Genomic DNA, 18,918 nt, shown 5'->3' on the forward strand with positions numbered 1-18,918 from the left:
CCGATGATCCAGCAACACCGATACGACGTGGTGATCGTCGGTGCGGGGGGTGCGGGCATGCGCGCCGCGGTCGAGGCGGGTCCGCGGGTGCGCACCGCGGTGCTGACCAAGCTCTACCCGACCCGCAGCCACACCGGCGCCGCCCAGGGCGGCATGTGCGCGGCGCTGGCCAACGTCGAAGAGGACAACTGGGAATGGCACACCTTCGACACCGTCAAGGGCGGCGACTACCTGGCCGACCAGGACGCGGTGGAGATCATGTGCAAGGAAGCCATCGACGCGGTGCTCGACCTGGAAAAGATGGGGATGCCGTTCAACCGCACCCCCGAGGGCCGCATCGACCAGCGGCGCTTCGGCGGGCACACCCGCGACCACGGCAAGGCCCCGGTGCGCCGGTCCTGTTACGCCGCCGACCGCACCGGCCACATGATCCTGCAGACGCTGTATCAGAACTGCGTCCGCCACGACGTGCAGTTCTTCAACGAGTTCTACGCGCTGGACCTGGTGCTCACCCAAACGCCGAGCGGGCCGGTGGCCACCGGTGTGGTCGCCTACGAGCTTGCCACCGGCGAGATCCACGTCTTCCACGCCAAGGCGATCGTCCTCGCGACCGGCGGGTCGGGCCGGATGTACAAGACCACCTCCAACGCGCACACCCTGACCGGTGACGGCATCGGCATCGTCTTCCGCAAGGGGCTTCCGTTGGAGGACATGGAGTTTCACCAGTTCCATCCGACCGGATTGGCCGGTTTGGGCATCCTGATCTCCGAGGCCGTGCGCGGCGAGGGTGGCCGGCTGCTCAACGGCGAGGGTGAGCGGTTCATGGAACGCTACGCCCCGACGATCGTCGACCTGGCACCGCGCGACATCGTCGCCCGCTCAATGGTTTTGGAGGTCCTGGAGGGCCGCGGCGCCGGCCCGCACAAGGACTACGTCTACATCGACGTCCGCCACCTCGGTGAGGATGTGCTCGCGGCGAAGCTGCCCGACATCACCGAGTTCGCCCGCACCTATCTGGGTGTGGACCCGGTGCACGAGCTGGTCCCGGTGTACCCGACGTGTCACTACGTGATGGGCGGCATCCCCACCACCGTCACCGGACAGGTGTTGCGGGACAACACCTCCACAGTCCCGGGGCTGTACGCGGCGGGCGAGTGCGCGTGCGTGTCGGTACACGGCGCCAACCGGCTGGGCACCAACTCGCTGCTGGACATCAACGTGTTCGGCCGCCGGGCCGGCATCGCCGCCGCCAATTACGCACGGGGGCACGACTTCGTCGACATGCCGCCGGAGCCGGCGGCGATGGTCGTCAGCTGGGTGGGCGACATCCTGAGCGAGCACGGCAACGAGCGCGTCGCCGACATCCGCAACGCGTTGCAGCAGTCGATGGACAACAACGCCGCGGTGTTCCGCACCGAGGAAACGCTCAAGCAGGCGCTGACCGACATCCACGCGTTGAAGGAGCGGTATTCCCGAATCACGGTGCACGACAAGGGGAAACGATTCAACAGCGATCTGCTGGAGGCCATCGAGCTGGGCTTCTTGCTGGAGCTGGCCGAGGTCACGGTGGTCGGGGCGTTGAACCGCAAGGAGTCTCGCGGCGGGCACGCCCGCGAAGACTACCCCAACCGTGACGACGTCAACTACATGCGCCACACCATGGCCTACAAGCAGGGCAGCGATCTGCTGAGCGACATCGCGCTGGACTTCAAACCCGTGGTGCAGACGCGCTACGAACCCAAGGAGCGGAAGTACTGATGACGGACGTTGCAGAGCCGCAGGTGGAGAGCCTGGAACCGCCCCTGCCGCCGGTTCCCGACGAGGCGGTGATGGTGACCGTCAAGATCGCCCGGTTCAACCCCGATCAGCCCGATGCCTACGCGGAAACCGGTGGCTGGCAAAGCTTTCGGGTGCCCTGCCTGCCCAGCGACCGGATGCTGAACCTGCTGATCTACATCAAGAGCTACCTGGACGGGACGCTGACCTTCCGCCGGTCCTGCGCGCACGGTGTGTGCGGCTCGGACGCCATGCGGATCAACGGCGTCAACCGGCTGGCGTGCAAGGTGCTGATGCGCGACCTGCTTCCGAAGAAGGCGGGCAAGTCGCTGACCATCACGGTCGAGCCGATCCGCGGGCTGCCGGTCGAAAAGGACCTGGTGGTCGACATGGAGCCGTTCTTCGACGCCTACCGCGCGGTCAAGCCGTACCTGATCACCACCGGCAACCCGCCGACGCGCGAACGCATTCAGAGCCCGGCCGACCGCGCCCGCTACGACGACACCACCAAGTGCATCCTGTGCGCGGCGTGCACCACCAGCTGCCCGATCTTCTGGCACGAGGGCAGCTACTACGGCCCGGCGGCGATCGTCAACGCGCACCGTTTCATCTTCGACAGCCGCGACGAGGCCGCCGCCGAGCGCCTGGACATTCTCAACGAGGTCGACGGCGTGTGGCGGTGCCGCACCACGTTCAACTGCACCGAGGCCTGCCCGCGCGGCATCCAGATCACCAAGGCGATCCAAGAGGTCAAGCGCGCGATCATGTTCTCGCGCTGATCGGCCACCAGACGCAGAATCGCACGGTTCGGCCCCCGAACATGCGATTGCGCGTCTGCTCGTCACACATCGCCGGGCTGTCTCGTCTGACGGGTATGACACAGAAAACCCGCATCGAGCCCCTGCCCCCCAAGCGCGCCGGATTGCTGATCCGGGCGATGTACCGCGTCGCCAGGCGGCGCTACGGCCAAGTTCCCGAACCGTTCGCCGTGGCCGCCCACCACCGCAAGCTGATGATCGCCAGCGCCATGCACGAGACGATGGTCGAGCGGGCGTCGAAAACGCTGCCGGCCAGCGTGCGTGAGCTGGCGGTGCTGTGGACCGCGCGGCAGATCGGCTGCTCGTGGTGCGTCGACTTCGGATCGATGCTGCAGCGCCTGGACGGCCTGGACGTGGAGCGGCTCAAGGAGATCGACGACTACGCCACCTCGCCGGCCTTCAACGACGACGAGCGCGCCGCCATCGCGTATGCCGACGCGATGACCAGCGACCCGCACACCGTCACCGACGAGCAGGTCGACGATCTGCGGGCCCGCTTCGGCGACGCCGGGGTGTTCGAACTGACCTACCAGATCGGGTTGGAGAACATGCGGGCGCGGGTGAATTCCGCGCTGGGCATCACCGAGCAGGGCTTCAATTCCGGTGACGCGTGCCGGATCCCGTGGGCTAGCGACGATCGCAAGCGCGGCGTAGCCGGGCGCAGCGGGTCGTCGCCCGTGGGCTAGCGACGATCGCGAGCGCGGCGTAGCCGGGCGCAGCGGGTCGTCGCCCGTGGGCTAGCAAGCCAGGGCGTGGGCTGATTAACCCTCTTGGGCAGGTTCGATCTCGATGTAGGTGGTCGGAATACCGAACGCCGCGCTGCCCTTGTCCAGACTGCGCTCGAACAATTTCATCGGCAGACTCCAGTTTGCCGCAATGACCTTGTACGCGTGGGCATGTTCGGACTCGGGCAAAATCCTGGCTATCCCGGCCACCGCTTGCCCCTTGGGCTTGCCGCGGAGACCGCTCGGCACCACAACGACACGCGGATTGTTGTTGATCCGCTTCACCTTTCCGGTGGAGGCATCCGTTCGCACGTAGATCTTTCCGTCGGCGACACCGTGATTGATCGGGCTCGGCATCGCCTCGCCGGAACGCTTGAACGTCACCAGCAAGATTTGCCGCGTTTGGTCGAAACCGGTGAAGTCCTTACCTCGTGGAGTCGCAGCGCCGACGTCGAAGGCGCTGCGGTGGCGGATCTTGTCCATACCGCGGAACATCAATTTGCCCATCGTCTCGGCGACACTGCCGGCCATGTGCTCTCTCCAATCTGCGCCTGACTCGACTGACTTAAGGCCGCTCTCGCCGCAGCGGAGACCCGGTGAACTTGTCCGGGTTGGCGACATCCCAGAGGGCGCAGACCTTTCCGTCGCGCACCGTCATCGCCATGATCCGCGGGCACATCTCGCGATAGCCCTCGGCGGCGGGGAAGCCGGCGGTGTAGATGCCCAGCTCGCCGTTGACCAGTCCCGGTTGGTAGGACGTGTAGAAGGCGGGCCCATAGCGGTTTGCCAGGCCGAGCATGAACCGGACCACCTTGTCCGGGCCGTGGATGACCTGAACCGCCGTGGGCGCCTTGCCATTCGAATCGCCGGTAAAAACGACGTCCGGGTGCAGCAAGGAGACCACGGCCTCCAGATCACCGGCGGCCATGGCGGCCAACAACTTTCCCACCACCTCGTTGTGCGACGGGTCGGGTTCGGGCGGCGGCTCGGCCGCGACGGCTTTGCGCGCCCGGGAGGCCAGCTGCCGGGCTGCGGCCTCGCTGGTGCCCAGGGCCACGGCCACGTCCGCGAACGGCACGTCGAACCCGTCGTGCAAGACGAACGCGACCCGTTGATCCGGCGAGAGCCGCTCCAGCACCACCATCGCCACGAACCGGGCGTCCTCGCCGGCCACCACCGCGGACAGCGGATCGGCTTCGGAAGCAGGGGGGCCGAACCCGGTGACCACCGGCTCGGGCAGCCAGTTCCCGGTGTAGGTCTCGCGACGGTGCGCGGCCGAGCGCAGCCTGTCCAGGCCCAGCCTGCTCACCACCGTCGTCAACCACGCCCGCAGGTCGGTGATCTCTGTTCCCTTTTCGGGGTTCTGCCGGTTCCAGCGCAGCCAGGCATCCTGGACGATGTCCTCGGCGTCGGCCACGGTGCCCGTCAGCCGGTAGGCGACCGACATGAGATGCGGCCGCAACGACTCAAATTCGTTGACCTGCGTTGAGGTCATGGCACCAGCGTAGGAGATTCGCAGGTCGGCAAGAGCACGTGGGGTCATTCCACTTGCTGGGGGCAGTACGACCGCGCTGCGATGGCCGCGAACAGTGTTGCGCTGTCCATAGTGAACCCTGGATTGTTGGCCTTGAGGTCCTCCAGGACCTCAAGGCCGGGTTCGCCGCCGCCGAGCAATCCGCAGACGGCTTTACCGGCCGCGACCACCCGGTCCGCGTTGTTGTAGCCAACGCCCGCTGTGCGCAGGGCGGCGAGGAAGGTTTCGTCGGCACCAGTTGCAGAGTTGGTGGTTGTGGTATCGCCATGAGCGGGAACGGCGATGAACATCGCGGCACCGAGGGCGGTCACTGACGACAGCAGTTTCATGGTCCTCCGATCGAGAATTCGTTCAGGCTCGCCGGTTTTCGCCGAAGGCCGTGCGGGTGGGGCGAACGTGTTTCACCGGCCGTGAATGTGGATCGCGTGGATGCCGGGCTTCTCGGACAAGTTGGCGAGCAGGTCATCAAGCCCGGCCGAGCTAACTTGCCAGTGCTGGATAGCGTCGGGGTGCTCCTGCACGTGGGAGAAAACATCGCCGAGCTCGCCCGGCGTGTTGGACATCGCGACGGCAGCAGCTCGGCTGCGTTTACCGGCCCCGCCGTTGACGCGGTGACGTGACCCAATGGCGCTTCCTGTTGCGCTGCCTACCGCGCCTGGGACAACTGGGGGCGCACCGAAATTCATCGCGGGCACCACGGGCTGGGCGATTTGAGGCATTGGGGCCGAGGTCAGCCGGATCGCCGGGCCATTCGCCGTCCAGCTCGGTGGCACGGACAGCCTTCCCAGCGTGGTGGCTTGTCCTAGCCCAGCCGACATGGGCCCGGCCCTCACTTCCCCGGCCGCAGGCGAGAGGGGATGTAGTCCGGCTCCGAGTGTGGATTTTGCTATCTCGGATACCGCGACAACGGGGTGGAAGAACGCCCTGGTTTCGGCAAAACTCATGCTGGGGATGCTGGTGATGTCATTGGCTAACAGATTGACTCTGCCGAAAGAACCGAGGATGCCCATCATCGACTGATAGATCGACGTTGTCGATGACGATCCCGTCAGGCTGTTCAGCAGCTTTCCGACGGTGGTGTTGTACGACGTGCTGGCATTAGCGAGCTCTTGCAGAAGCTGCGACAGCCAATCCAGTGGCCCACCGGAAAGACCCGACTGAGCGCCGGTGCCGGTGGACGACGCTGCGTCTTCGGCGGCTGCCCTGGCTTCGGCCTCAGACCCTGCCGGGTTGGTGGTTTGCGGTGGCGCCGAAAACGCGGTCAGTCGGGTGGCAGCCGCCGAGGCCGCAGCGTAGGTGTACATCGCGGCGGCATCTTGGGCCCACATGTGGGCGTAGTCGGCTTCGGTGGCGGCGATAGCCGCGGCGTTTTGCCCGAGGATGTTGGTGGCCAACAGCGCGGCCAGCAGGCTGCGATTGGCCGCGACCACTGATGGTGCAACGGTGGCCGCGAACGCGGTTGCATAAGCCTCGGCCGCCGCCGTGGCTTGAATCGCCGCCTCGTGGGCTTGGGCAGCGGTCTGCGACAGCCAAACCGCATACGGCGCAGCCGCCCCCGCCATCGATGCCGCTGACGGCCCTGTCCAGGGCCCGCTGACGAGCGCGGAGATCACCGATCTGTACGATTCCGCCGCCGATTCCACCTCATCGGCGAGCTCATCCCAGGTCGCTGCAGCGACCAGCATTGATTCTGGCCCAGCACCGGCATACATTCGCGCGGAGTTAATCTCTGGTGGTAAGGCACCGAAATCCATTGCAATTCCTGCTTTCAGCTACTATCTTCATGGCGTCCCCGCCTTTGCTATCGTTGAATAGCACTGCTACATAATGTTTTTCGAACTCAGACCTCGACCAGAGCGAACCACTGTCACTCCTTCGCGGGTGGGACGACAACGATCATCGTGGTGCCGGCCGCATCGGCTGAAGCTGCGCCGCCGGCGGTACGAGCCGCGCCGACGCTGACCGCGCGGCCGCCAACAGCGCCGATTCCGCGTCCGAGCAGACTTGACATGGCCATCTCTTCGAATTGGAGCGTCTCGCCACTGAGGGCGGCCTCCGGAACGGCGAAATCGGTTGTCAACGCGCTGACAACCGGCCTGATCTGGGGACTGGCGATGGCCCACCGCGGCGGTACCGACAGCGCACCGATCGCGTCCGCGCGTCCCACGGCCGCTGCAAGCGAGGTGGCAGCGGACCCTGTCGGATTCACGGCAACCGAACTGAGTTCAGTGGCCAGTGGTGCCAGCGCTCCGGTGATGGGCTTGGCTCCGGACAGCAGACTCACTACGCCCGGCCCGTTTTGAGCCAAACCGAGAATCGGCTGGGTGGTCAGCCACCAACCGCCGGGAATGCTGAGCACGCCGATCGGGCTGTAGTTGCCGGTAAGGGTGGACACGATCGTGGACAGGTTTGACAGGTCGGTTTCGAGTCCCGACAACCACGACGGTGTCGAGGTCGTGCTGGTACTGGTGCCGGTGGCGAGGGTTTGGAGTGCACCGGTCAGCTGCGAGCTCAGCTGGGACAGTTGCGACTGCGCGCTCGAACTGGCCGAGTCGGCGCTGGTGCGAGCGAGCGTGGCCGACTGGCCTGCAATTCCGGAGTCGGTGGTGGTCAGCGGCGGCGTGGTGAACGGCACGAGTTGGGCGGCGGCAGCCGATGATTCGGCGTAGGCGTACATTGCGGTGGCATCCTGGGCCCACATCTCCGCATATTCAGCTTCGGTCGCCGCGATCGCCGGGGTATTTTGTCCCAGCAGGTTGGTAGCGACCAGCGCCGCCAACCTGCTGCGGTTGGCTGAGACAACCGGCGGGGGGACGGTGGCCGCAAACCCCGTCTCATACGCCACGGCAGCGGTGCGGGCCTGATTGGCCGTCAATTCCGATTTGGCCGCGGCGCTGGCCATCCACGCTATGAACGGTGCCGCCGCCCGGGTCATCGACACCGACGACGGCCCTTGCCACGACCGGCTTGCGAGCTCGTCGATGACCGAGCTATATAACGTTGCCGCCGAGCGCAATTCGGCAGCCAGCTCATCCCACGATGCGGCCGCATCCAGCAGCGGCGCCGGTCCGGGCCCGGCATACATCCGGCCTGAATTAATTTCCGGGGGTAACGCCCCAAAATCCATGTGCTTTAACCCTTTGATACGTGCTATCGCCGGCCATATACTTGTCAGAGCGGGAAGGTATACGCCGTTGATTGATTGTCAGACAACGGATTTGCGGAAACAGATCCGGCTAGTCTCGTGTCACCGAGCATAAGTTGCAATGGATCATGGCGGTAATGGTTTTATTCCCCTTGATGCGATCCGACAAGTTTCGGGTCGGCTGGAATAGTTGTGAAACATGTTTGTATCTAACGTTTGTCGACGAACCCATTGTGAGCAGAAGCGCTGGATCAACAACAGCAGAGTACTGTGGCGCTGGCGTGAATATCACTGCACCCCAATGACTTTAGCCGTTATCCCGCTACAAGTAGTAGGCTAAAGGCGTTATGCTGCTGGATAATTCACGGCCCAAGTCCGAGCGGCGGTGAAACACCTAAGAATGATTGCCACGACATGTCGGCGGGCAAAAAGCATTTTTGGGACTGCGAATTCAGTGCGGGCCAGTTATCACTTCCGGCCGGTTGGCTGCCGGACCGACGATGGCGTCATGGCCCGGCTGTTGCTATAACCTAAATCTTTTCCGTTGCCGTTCCCCTCTCGGGTATTCGTGAAAAGTGTTGACCTGTAACCAAGTAGCCCATTAACGGGAGTTTTCAGGGCATCGCCAGCACCGCCGCTGGGGCGGGCGGCACATCTGGACGGCCAGCCGACAGCCAGTTATCCAGACGAGTGATCGCTTCCTCACCCGGATCGGTCACGGCACCGGCCACGGTGTCGTGCGTGAAGCGTTTCAGCAGCCGCAGCGCACCAGCCGGCCGTCGACGGAGGTGGTCGACCAAGGCATCAGCTTCGCTCGCCAGCGACCGCGTGGGCACGATGCGGTTCACCATGCCGACCCGCTGTGCTTCTATCGCGGTCAACAGTCGGCCGGTAACTACGAGCTCGGTGGCAAGCTTGGGCCCGACGTAGCTGCGTAGGTAGTCGACGACCACGAGCGGCGCCAGACCATGCAGGATTTCGTCGAACCCGAGCACGGCGTCCTCGGTCGCGAGCGTGATGTCCGACTGCAGTGCCAGTCCCGCTCCGAAGCCAAGGGCATGTCCTTGGACCACAGCAATGCTGACGCCCGTGAAGTTCCGCAAGAGCGCGTTGACACTGGTGATCAGTCGCAACGCCTCGACGTTCGACAGGCCGGGAATGCGCTCGCTTGAGTCTCGCCCGAAAGAGAAGTCGGGGCCGGTGGCACGCAGTACCAGAACGACGGCTTGCCCGGATGCGCGCTCCAGCGCGGTGATCAAGGCGAGCATGGTCGCGACGGTGAACCGGTTGCCGCGGTGCGGCGCATCGAAGGTGATCGTCGCTACCGTGTCAGCCAGTTCGAGGCGGACCGCGCGGTCGTCAGGTCTGGGCTCGGTCATCGGCAACTCCTAAATTGGCTCGCAGCGTGGTGTGTGCGTAGTCGGTGTGAAACAACCCTCGATCCTGCAAGACAGGGACCAGTCGCTCGACCGCGTCAACAAGGCCGGTGGGGATGGAGTCGATCATCAGGTTGAAGCCGTCGGCCGCGCCGCATCGGTGCCACAACGCAATGGTGTCTGCCACCTGCTCGGCGGTACCGACCACTTGTAGATGACCACCGCCGTTGCGGCGCAGCAGCTCTCGGACGGTCAGCCGCTCCCGCACCGCGAGCGTCACAGCAGCGGCACGAAATCCAACTGAGCCGGCGAATTTTTCGTCGTTCTCGAGCAGATGCAAGGGTAGCGGGGCGTCGAGGTCCAGCGCGCTGACTGGCACGCCGATTCGCCGTGCCAGCTTTTTCAGTTCCGGCCCCACACCACCGAGTTCGTCGAGTTCGCACTTGCGGCGATGCGCGTCCTCGTCGGTCTCACCGAGAATTGCCAGCAGTCCGGGAACGACTTTGACGCGGTCGGGTTCGCGGCCGTGGGCGCGTGCCCGTTCGCGAATCTTGTCCCTGAAGTTGATGGCCGCTTCGAGCACGTTTTGCGCGGTGAAGACAACGTCGGAGTAGCGGCCGGCGAGGTCCTGGCCCGCCGCGGACGAGCCGGCCTGGATCACCGCGGGCCTCCCCTGCGGGGTGCGCGGCAGCGGCAAGGGTCCTTTGACTCGGAAATGCTTCCCGATGTGGTTGATTGGGCGAACGCCGTGGGCGGCGGCGAACGTTGCGCTGGCCGCGTCGCCGATCAAAGCTCCCGGATCCCAACTGGACCACAAGCCGAGAACCACGTCGATGAATTCGCGGGCACGGTCGTAGCGCTGCGCGCGATCGGGCAGTCGCGCGCCGCCGAAGTTCTCGGCGACATCGGGCACGAAGGTGGTGACCGCGTTCCAGCCCGCGCGCCCGCCGCTGAGGTGGTCCAGCGTCGCAAAGCGCCGAGCCAATTCGAATGGTTCGGTGAATGTTGTTGATGCCGTGCCGATCAGCCCCACCCGATCGGTCACCGTGGCCATAGCCGCGAGGACGACCGCCGGGTCCATCGCGCCGAGCGCCGGGCGGTCGGTGCCTTCCTCGGCGTTGGTGAGGGTATCGGCAAGAAACACCGCGTGCAGCTTGCCGCGTTCGGCGGTCCGCGCCGCGTCTTGATACATCGCGGCCGTCAGGTAATCGGTGGCCGGCGCTTGACGTGCACGCCAGGCGCCGTGGTGGAAACCCAGGCCCATGATTGTCGCCATCAACACCAGTGATCCATCTGCCGAGCCCTGGGGACTCATGAGTTCGACCTCGGTAGCCGCAATCCGCGCGCCTCGAGCAGCGGGATGACCGCCTCGGCGAAGAACGCGAGTTCTGGCTCGTAGTCGTAGAAGCCGATCTGGACTCCGTCGATCCCGGCACAGTGCAGTTTCTCCAGCTGGTCGGCGACGGTGACTGGTCCACCGACGATCTGCAGGTGGCCGCCAAGGATCCGGTCGGCGCTGACGTGCTCGGGCCACGCTAGCGCGTCACCGTCGCGGTGCCTGGCGTCGTAGGCCGCGATCGAACCGAGATCGGGGCGGGCGACGATCTCGTCGCGGTAAGCGACGGCTTCGGCGTCGGTTTCGCGGCAGATCACCAGCGGGAAGATGATCGTCTTGCCGGGCGAGCGGCCGTGGCGGTGGTACGCGGCTCGGATCTGGGCGGTCTGATCGGGCAGGTGCTCGATTGCGCGGTCGAATACGGGGCCGGCCGGACTGGAGGTGAACACGATGTCGGAATGCTTGGCCGCGAATGTGAAACCGGCGGGTGAAGCGCTGGCCGAGACCATGATCGGCCGGCCGTGGGTTGGTCGCGGCGACACGTATGCGCCGTCCAGGCTGTACCAGTTGCCGTCGTAGGTGAGGTTGTCCACACCGGCCCACAGGTCTTCCATGATCGCGGTGAACTCATCGGCTCGGGCGTAGCGCTCGTCGTGGTCGACGCGGTGCATACCGAACATCAACGGCTCGCGCGCGTCATACCCGGTCACGATGTTCAAGCCGAAGCGACCGCCGGCGATGTGGTCTGCGGTCGCCGCGAATCGCGCGAGATGCAGCGGATGCCAATTGCCGTACAGGACATGGACGGTCGAGATGGTCAAGATCCGCTCGGTCAGCGGTGCAAGCGCAACCGTCGAAATGAACGGGTCGAGGAAGTTTTCCCGGTAGCTCATCTCGCCCCCGAAACCACCCTTACCGGTCCACTGCTGCAGTCCGAACACGAAGTCGAACTCGAACCTCTCGGCCTGCAGCGTCAGGTCGCGGTTGTACTCGAACTCCCAGCGCGTCGCGCGTGGCAACGTCGACTGCGAAAAGCCGCCGGTCTGAGTAGGCAAGAACAGCCCCAACATCAGCGGCTGTCGGCAGACGCGCGCCAACGGGCTCGACGGATCCTCGGCGGGTGAGAAAGGATGGCGGAGTTCGGGATTCGCGCGCCGTGGCGAGGGTGGCTGCGACGGGTACGCATTGCTCATCGTCATGCCTCCGCCACCGCGACGCCGTGCGGCAAGTCTGGTTTCTCGGCCTGCTCGCGATCCGAATCGGTCGGGGTGTGCACACCCGGCAACGCTCGACCGCGGGTTTCCGGACCGAGGAACGGCGCGACGAACATCCCGAGCGCGTACGACGTGCAGCCGATCACGATCGCCGCCGTGCTGATCGACCCGAACGCGGTGATCAGCACGGGGGTGAGAAGAGCACCGGCCGCGGCTGCCAACCGAGCGGTGTTGAACACCACCGTCATTGCGGTCGCCCGGATCTGTGTGGGGAAGACTTCGCTGGGATACAACGCCATCCAGGTCCACTGCCCGAGCGTGAAAAACCCGTTGAGCGCCGCGAATCCGATCAGCGCTGCGCAGCTCTCCGGGAGATGGAATAACAGCGGCGTCGTGACCACCGACGCGGCGAAGTACGCGGTGATCACCGGCTTGCGCCCGACAGAATCCGCGAGCCACCCCATCGCCAGGTAGCCGATGACCCCGGCAAGGTTGTAGGCGACATTGACCAGAGTGATCCAGGTCGGCAGGTCGCTCACGCGCCCGCCCAGCTTCTGCCCCGTAAACGCCGGAATCCACGTCGATACCGCCCACCAACCCAGCGTGCTGGCGAGCGCCCCCACCAGCAGTACCGCTACCTGGTTACGGAACTTGGCTCGTCCGAGGAGCTGCACCAACAGCGGCCGGGCCAGCTCGCGGTCGATGCCGCTGATCGCCTCGCCCCGCGCGAGGCGATCGATCGAGTCACGACGGCGGCGGTCCGAGTCGTTCCACAGCTGCGGATCGGAAACACCGCGCCGGATGAACCCTGCCAGCAGCGCCGGCGCCACCCCGAGCAGATACATCCATCGCCAGTCGGCGCTGCCACCGACGTTGATGACCTGCCATGCTCCGGTGGCGACCAGGAAGCCAAGCCCAAAACCACTCTGCAACAATGCAATACGTACACCGCGGCGGCGTGGATCGGAGATCTCCGACACCAGCGAGCTGCCGGCACCCCACTCCGCGCCCATGCCGAAGCCGGTCAGGAAGCGGAAGACAATCAAGGCCACGTAGGTCGGCGACACTGCTGTCAACCCGGCGAAAACCGCGTACCAGAGGATCGACCACAGCAAGACACGGCGGCGGCCGAAGCGGTCGGCGAGCACACCCGACGCCAGCCCGCCCGCGGCCCAGGAGACCAGCGTCGTCGACAGAATTGCGCCCACATACAGCGGGTGGTCGACAGCGGTATGCGGGCCGACCAGGTCGTCGACGGCTGTCCTGGCGACCAGCACGGTCGCGAAGGTCTCATATCCGTCGAACAGCCAGCCGAGGTAGGCCCCGATGAACCCGCGGCGGCGCGCCCGTGGGGCATCGCGCGGCAGCCACTCGGTCACGAGCGTCCCACCGTGGTCAGGTTCGCGTCGGTCGATTCGAGTTCGGCCACGCCGGCCAGCGCTACGTCCTCGTCCTGCGATGCGGTGCCGCCGCTGACGCCGACACCACCGACGACGACACCGTTTTCGACTATCGGCGCGCCGCCGCCGATCACCGAGAAGCGCCCGCCATTGGTCTTGTCGATGCCCCATGCCGGTGCCCCCGGCTGGGACACCTGGCCGTAGAAGCTCGTCAAGTTACGGGCACCCGCGCCGGTGAAGGCCTTGTCGATGGCAATCGACACGCTGGTGAGCTTCGCGCCGTCCTCCCGGATGAACTGCACGAGTGTTCCGCTTTCGTCGACCACGGCAATGCACATCGGCACGCCGATCTGCCCGGCCCGCCGGCGCGCGCCGGCGATCACCCTCTCCGCTTCGCGGGTTCCGATGCGGCGAATTGTCTGCATGTGCGACCTCCTCGTTGGTGTGAACGCGCTGGACTATGCGCGGCCGGTCGCGGTGCCGGCCGCGGTCACGCGCGGCCAGGCGGCGACGGACGCCACGATTGCGCGGCGGTCATCCTCTGCCACCGCGAAAAACGGCGGCGCCGGATCGCCGAGGTCGTAACCGAGTTCATTCCCGGCCGCCTTCATCACCGGCACTAGCCCGTACCTGGCCGACCAGCGCACGGGGAAGGTCGCGGCGTTCCGCTGTAGGTCCGTAGCCCGGCGCAGATCGCCGTCGGCAACCGCATCGCGAATGCTCGCCGCCAGCAGGGTGGCCGGCGGTGGCGTCATCGCGCCCGCGCCGCCGGACAACAGCACGCTCAACAACGGCTGGATCGTGGCGAAGTATGCGGCGTGCCCGGCGTGGTGGATCTCCTCGACCGCGCGCAGCACCCGAGCGATGTTGCGGGAACTGTCTTTCAGCGCGACAACGCCAGGAACGGCGCACATCTCGATCAGAGTCTCCAGCGATGGGTCGGCGCCATGTCCGGGGTTGTGGTACAGCACGACCGGCAGCGGCGACGCCTCGACCAAGGCGTTGGTCCAGCCGACCAACTCATCGGGCGAGGGATCTCCACCCCACGTCCGGCGCGGTATCAACACCTGAATGAAGTCCGCGCCATGTGCGGCGGCGAGTTCGGCGAGCTCCGCGGTCTCGGAAAGGGAGCCCGCGGTCGCCCCGGCCAACACCAAGGACCGGCGTCCGATGCGCTCGATCGCTGCGACCAGGGTCCTGCGCCTGCTCGCCGGTGACAAAGCCCGATACTCGGATGCCTCGGCGGCCAACACGCTGAGCGCATCACAGTGCTCAACCAGTAGATCGAGCTCACCGCCCAGCCTGACCTCATCGACGGACCCCGAGCTGGTGAAGGGTGTCAGCACGGCACCGATCACGCCGCGCAGCGCGCCTGCCTGCCTAGTCACTACGCGCCGCCTCACCAATCACGGCAACGGACATCGCTTGGACGATGTGTTCACGCCCCTGCCGCAATGCGTGCTCCGCGACGACCGGATCGAGGCGCTGTGTCGGGCCCGAAATCGTCAGTGCGACGGTCTTGAAGCGAAGCGAGTCGTAGAGCGGAATCGAGACCGCCGAGATTCCCGACGCGACCTTATCGACGGTGTATGCGACCCCCGCCCGTTCGACAGCGGTGACGACTTCCTCTGGGGCAACGGCGATTCCGCGACTGCGCAGCTCGTCACGCTCGGCCTCGTTGAGTGCGAACGTCGATAACACGAGGCCCGACGCGCCACCGTCGAGCGCTACCCGGGTACCCACCCGAATGTCGGCATGCAGCACCTGCGAGGACTCGGCGCGCTGGATGATCAGCGCCGCATCGCCACCCAGTGCGGCAATCGAAACCGTCTCGTTGACCCGGGCCGCGACCTGCTGGAGGAGCGAATGAATGCGCTGTCCGAGCCCCGCCTGTTCCAACGCGGCATTGCCCAGCCGAGCCACCTTCAGGGTCAGGCCGTAGCGCCCGTCGAGGTCCTGCTCGACCCAGCCCGATGCGATCAATCCGGCCAGCTGTTTGTGCACCGTCCCACGCGCAGAACCGACCCGTCGAGCGATGTCACTGACCCCGAGCGGACGTCCCGCCTCAGCCAGCGCCTCGATCAATTGCAGACTCTTCTGCGCCGCACTCAGCGGCCCACCCAGCAGGAGCGTTTCCTTGTAAGAAACAGTGTCATCTATAGGCATACACGGCAAGATATCGCCGTCGACGCGGGTGGGGAACCGGAGCCAAAGTCGGCAATGGGAGGGGCTGCCCTATCCCGGCGCCACCTCCACCTCACGCAAGCGGCCCGAACCGATCGCGCATCGCGCCAGCTCAGCGGGCGATGCCCGACCACGTCTGCGCCAGGGCGCCGCCGCCATGCGGCCATGTCGAATATCGGTGGAGCAATACAATCTGTCCGATCGAAAGATGAGCCGCGCGGCGCACCACGCCGGCAGCCCAGCGCGGCGACGGCGAGCGCCGAACGGCGCGAGTTGGGAGCCGGGCAATCGAACCGAGCGTTAGAGTCGCACGCACCATGACCGACAACCTGTGGCTGCACTTCTCCCGGCACGGCCCGGGAGTCACGCCGCCGATCATCACCCGCGGCGAGGGCGTCACCATCTTCGACGACCGCGGCAAGAGCTACCTCGACGGCCTGTCCGGGCTGTTCACCGTGCAGGTCGGCCACGGCCGCACCGAGCTCGCCGAGGTCGCGGCGCGGCAGGCCGAGACTCTGGCGTTCTTCCCGCTGTGGGGGTATGCCACCCCCACGGCGATCGAGCTCGCCGAGCGTCTCGCGGGCTACACGCCGGGCGATCTGAACCGGGTGTTCTTCACCACCGGCGGCACCGAGGCCGTCGAGACCGCGTGGAAACTGGCCAAGCAGTACTTCAAGCTCACCGGCAAACCCGGTAAGCACAAGGTGATTTCGCGATCGGTCGCCTACCACGGCAGCACCCAGGGCGCCCTGGCGATCACCGGACTGCCCCGCTACAAGGCGCCGTTCGAGCCGGTAACGCCGGGCGGCTTCCGGGTGCCCAACACCAACTTCTATCGGGCGCCGGAACCTTTCGACACCGACCCGAAGACCTTCGGGCGGTGGGCCGCGGACCGCATCGCCGAGGCGATCGACTTCGAGGGCCCCGACACCGTGGCGGCGGTTTTTCTGGAGCCGGTGCAGAACGCCGGCGGCAGCATCCCGCCTCCCCCAGGCTATTTCGGGCGGGTGCGCGAGATCTGCGACGAATACGACGTGCTGCTGGTTTCCGACGAGGTGATCTGCGCGTTCGGCCGCATCGGGTCGATGTTCGCCTGTGACGACTTCGGCTACGTGCCGGACATGATCACCTGCGCCAAGGGAATGACGTCGGGCTACTCACCGATCGGCGCCATGATCGCCAGCGAGCGCTTGTTCGAGCCGTTCAACGACGGCGCGACGATGTTCCCGCACGGCTATACCTTTGGCGGCCACCCGGTTTCGGCGGCCGTCGGGCTGGCCAACCTCGATATCTTCGAGCGCGAGGGGCTCAACGATCACGTCAGGGCCGACGCGCCGGCCTTCCGCGCCACCCTGGAAAAGCTCCTCGACCTGCCGATCGTCGGCGACGTGCGCGGCGAGGGTTTCTTCTACGGCGTGGAGCTGGTCAAGGACAAGGCGACCAAGCAGACGTTCAGCGACGCCGAGCGCCGGCCGCTGCTGGCCCGGGTCGGCTCGTCCCTGTTCGAGGCCGGGTTGTATTGCCGCACCGACGACCGCGGCGATTCCGTCATTCAGCTGGCGCCGCCGCTGATCAGCGGCCAGGCCGAATTCGACACCATCGAATCGATCCTTCGCGGGGTGCTCACGGAGATCCAACCGCGACTCTGACGTCCTGGGCATGGCGCGCGAACCGCGTATCAACCCGGTCCGGTGGCAGCCACCACGCTGTGATCGAGCTAGCCGGTGGCTGTAGCGAGGACCCGCTTGACCTCGTACGCGGCCAGCAATACGTCTCGGGAATGCGCCGGCGTCGGGTTGCTCGCGATCCGCGTTTGCGCGTTGCACAGCCACGCGAGCGCGGACCGCAGGTCGGGATCGGTCGTGGTGTCGCGATGCGCTTGCAGTTCCGCCAACACCTGATCAAGCCCCGACCGCCGAACCTGCGTTGCCTTCTCGACCTGCGCGAGCAGATCCTTCAGCGGCCGGGGACCCGACGCGCCAGCGCCATCGCGGGCCCCCCGGAACTGGGACCGCAACTGAGACCACAACCCATCGTTTGGAATAGCCGTCAGTCTAGGGGTTCGACGCGAGCCCCGCGCGCCGGGGAATTCGTAACTTCCGTCTCATCAGTCACAGCGCGGCTCCCCGGATTCGGGCGTCCGATCGCTTAATGTGCACAGACGATGACCCTGTTACGTTCCGCATCATGCCTGGCAGCGGCGCTTTTCCTGATGGCCGCCCCGGCCACGATTGCCTTGCCGCTCGCCAGGGCCGAACCAGGCGCCGAACCCAACGCCGCACCCACGAACTGCCCGTACAAGGTGAACACCCCGGCGGCGGTGGATTCGTCGGAGGTCCCCACCGCCGGCGACCCCCCGATCCCGCTGGCGGTGCCCGCCAAGCCCGTCGGCGGTGACGCGCTGGGCGGTTGCGGCATCGTCGCCGCGCCGAATACGCCGCCGCTCCCGGGCGACGTGTCCGCCGAGGCCTGGCTGGTGGCGGACCTGGACAGCGGCGCGGTCATCGCCGCCAAAGACCCGCACGGGCGCCACCGCCCGGCCAGCATCATCAAGGTGCTGGTGGCGATGGCCGCCATCAACACGCTCAACCTGAACAAGTCGGTTTCCGGAACCGCCGACGACGCGGCCGCCGAGGGCACCAAGGTCGGCGTCCAGGAAGGCGGCGTGTTCACCGTCAACCAGCTGCTGCACGGCCTGCTGATGCACTCCGGCAACGACGCCGCCCACGCGCTGGCCATGCAGCTCGGCGGCATGCAGCAAGCGCTGGAGAAGATCAACGTGCTCGCCGCCAAGCTGGGCGGCCAGGACACCCGGGTGGCGACGCCGTCGGGGCTGGACGCGCCCGGCATGAGCACCTCGGCCTACGACATCGGGCTGTTCTATCGCTACGCGTGGCAGAACCCCACGTTCGCCAACATCGTCGCGACCCGGACCTTCGACTTCCCCGGCCACGGCGACCACCCCGGCTACGAGCTGGAGAACGACAACCAGCTGCTCTACAAGTATCCCGGCGCCCTGGGCGGCAAGACCGGCTACACCGACGACGCGGGCCAGACGTTCGTGGGCGCGGCCAACCACGACGGGCGGCGGTTGGTGGCGGTGCTGCTGCACGGGACGCGGCAGCCGATCGCGCCGTGGGAGCAGGCCGCGCATCTGCTGGACTACGGATTCGCCACCCCGCAGGGCACTCAGGTCGGCTCACTGGTCGCGCCCGACCCCTCGCTGGCGCCGGCCAAGAGCGACACCGCCGCCGACCGGCTCGCCACCAACGCTGCCGCGGGGGCGATCATCGGTTCGGCGGATGCCATGCCGGTCCGGGTGGGCGTCGCTGTCATCGGCGCCATCATCGTGTTTAGCTTGATCATGGCCGCGCGCTCGATGAACCGTCGACCCCAGCACCGCTGACCGC

General features: G+C 66.2%; 17 protein-coding genes and 1 pseudogene. 5 read left to right on the forward strand and 13 right to left on the reverse strand.

The window, feature by feature from the left end; all coding sequences use genetic code 11:
- Positions 1 to 3 precede the first annotated feature (3 nt).
- From sdhA to AC0KS4_RS19840, 3 genes and pseudogenes are all read left to right on the forward strand, one after another.
- Positions 4 to 1,758, forward strand: coding sequence for a succinate dehydrogenase flavoprotein subunit (gene sdhA, locus AC0KS4_RS19830; protein ID WP_225329323.1), 1,755 nt, complete (start codon positions 4 to 6; stop codon positions 1,756 to 1,758).
- Positions 1,758 to 2,555: a succinate dehydrogenase iron-sulfur subunit gene (locus tag AC0KS4_RS19835; protein ID WP_225329322.1), complete on the forward strand. Its 798-nt coding sequence runs from the start codon at positions 1,758 to 1,760 to the stop codon at positions 2,553 to 2,555. Before sdhA ends, AC0KS4_RS19835 begins: the two co-directional genes overlap by 1 nt.
- A gap of 50 nt (positions 2,556 to 2,605) precedes the next feature.
- Positions 2,606 to 3,280 (forward strand): annotated as a pseudogene (locus AC0KS4_RS19840) (carboxymuconolactone decarboxylase family protein); the annotation flags it as partial.
- 75 nt (positions 3,281 to 3,355) lie between these two features.
- Here AC0KS4_RS19840 and AC0KS4_RS19845 read toward each other — a convergent pair.
- The 12 genes from AC0KS4_RS19845 to AC0KS4_RS19900 form a co-directional block, all read right to left on the reverse strand.
- Entirely contained in the window at positions 3,356 to 3,850 is a 495-nt protein-coding gene (locus AC0KS4_RS19845; RefSeq protein WP_225329321.1) for a PPOX class F420-dependent oxidoreductase, read from the reverse strand.
- A gap of 34 nt (positions 3,851 to 3,884) precedes the next feature.
- Entirely contained in the window at positions 3,885 to 4,814 is a 930-nt protein-coding gene (locus AC0KS4_RS19850) for a sigma-70 family RNA polymerase sigma factor (RefSeq protein WP_238956740.1), read from the reverse strand.
- A 44-nt stretch (positions 4,815 to 4,858) separates the two neighbouring features.
- Positions 4,859 to 5,182, reverse strand: coding sequence for a DUF732 domain-containing protein (locus AC0KS4_RS19855; protein WP_238956741.1), 324 nt, complete (start codon positions 5,180 to 5,182; stop codon positions 4,859 to 4,861).
- Positions 5,183 to 5,254: 72 nt separating this feature from the next.
- A complete protein-coding gene (locus tag AC0KS4_RS19860; protein WP_275254195.1) occupies positions 5,255 to 6,607 on the reverse strand; it encodes a PPE family protein in 1,353 nt (450 codons plus the stop codon).
- A gap of 113 nt (positions 6,608 to 6,720) precedes the next feature.
- Positions 6,721 to 7,980: a PPE family protein gene (locus AC0KS4_RS19865; RefSeq protein WP_238956742.1), complete on the reverse strand. Its 1,260-nt coding sequence runs from the start codon at positions 7,978 to 7,980 to the stop codon at positions 6,721 to 6,723.
- Between the two features lie 632 nt (positions 7,981 to 8,612).
- Positions 8,613 to 9,377 carry an enoyl-CoA hydratase/isomerase family protein gene (locus AC0KS4_RS19870; RefSeq protein WP_238956743.1) on the reverse strand — a complete coding sequence of 255 codons (765 nt, stop codon included), beginning with the start codon at positions 9,375 to 9,377 and terminating at the stop codon, positions 8,613 to 8,615.
- Positions 9,358 to 10,689 carry an NtaA/DmoA family FMN-dependent monooxygenase gene (locus AC0KS4_RS19875; protein WP_238956744.1) on the reverse strand — a complete coding sequence of 444 codons (1,332 nt, stop codon included), beginning with the start codon at positions 10,687 to 10,689 and terminating at the stop codon, positions 9,358 to 9,360. The genes AC0KS4_RS19870 and AC0KS4_RS19875 overlap by 20 nt, the downstream gene beginning before the upstream one ends.
- Positions 10,686 to 11,903, reverse strand: coding sequence for an LLM class flavin-dependent oxidoreductase (locus tag AC0KS4_RS19880; RefSeq protein WP_238956745.1), 1,218 nt, complete (start codon positions 11,901 to 11,903; stop codon positions 10,686 to 10,688). The genes AC0KS4_RS19875 and AC0KS4_RS19880 overlap by 4 nt, the downstream gene beginning before the upstream one ends.
- A gap of 2 nt (positions 11,904 to 11,905) precedes the next feature.
- The gene (locus tag AC0KS4_RS19885; protein ID WP_238956746.1) at positions 11,906 to 13,303 is read right to left on the reverse strand and encodes an MFS transporter; all 1,398 of its coding nucleotides are present in this window, start codon (positions 13,301 to 13,303) and stop codon (positions 11,906 to 11,908) included.
- Entirely contained in the window at positions 13,300 to 13,749 is a 450-nt protein-coding gene (locus tag AC0KS4_RS19890) for a GlcG/HbpS family heme-binding protein (RefSeq protein ID WP_238956747.1), read from the reverse strand. Before AC0KS4_RS19890 ends, AC0KS4_RS19885 begins: the two co-directional genes overlap by 4 nt.
- A 33-nt stretch (positions 13,750 to 13,782) precedes the next feature.
- Entirely contained in the window at positions 13,783 to 14,712 is a 930-nt protein-coding gene (locus tag AC0KS4_RS19895; RefSeq protein ID WP_238956748.1) for a dihydrodipicolinate synthase family protein, read from the reverse strand.
- Positions 14,705 to 15,490: an IclR family transcriptional regulator gene (locus tag AC0KS4_RS19900; RefSeq protein WP_275254197.1), complete on the reverse strand. Its 786-nt coding sequence runs from the start codon at positions 15,488 to 15,490 to the stop codon at positions 14,705 to 14,707. Before AC0KS4_RS19900 ends, AC0KS4_RS19895 begins: the two co-directional genes overlap by 8 nt.
- A gap of 305 nt (positions 15,491 to 15,795) precedes the next feature.
- Between AC0KS4_RS19900 and AC0KS4_RS19905 the strand changes: the two genes are divergently transcribed.
- On the forward strand, positions 15,796 to 17,157 hold the full coding sequence (locus AC0KS4_RS19905; protein ID WP_308193088.1) for an aspartate aminotransferase family protein: 1,362 nt from the start codon (positions 15,796 to 15,798) through the stop codon (positions 17,155 to 17,157).
- A 68-nt stretch (positions 17,158 to 17,225) separates the two neighbouring features.
- Here the strand turns inward: AC0KS4_RS19905 and AC0KS4_RS19910 are convergent, their stop codons facing one another.
- On the reverse strand, positions 17,226 to 17,525 hold the full coding sequence (locus tag AC0KS4_RS19910) for a hypothetical protein (RefSeq protein ID WP_225329318.1): 300 nt from the start codon (positions 17,523 to 17,525) through the stop codon (positions 17,226 to 17,228).
- A 147-nt stretch (positions 17,526 to 17,672) separates the two neighbouring features.
- On the opposite strand from AC0KS4_RS19910, the gene dacB1 reads away from it, so the two are divergent.
- Positions 17,673 to 18,914, forward strand: a complete 1,242-nt coding sequence (gene dacB1 / locus AC0KS4_RS19915; protein WP_225329317.1) for a D-alanyl-D-alanine carboxypeptidase DacB1 — start codon at positions 17,673 to 17,675, stop codon at positions 18,912 to 18,914.
- Positions 18,915 to 18,918 lie beyond the last annotated feature (4 nt).

The organism is Mycobacterium sp. NTMscope_MAC_12, from assembly GCF_976985675.1.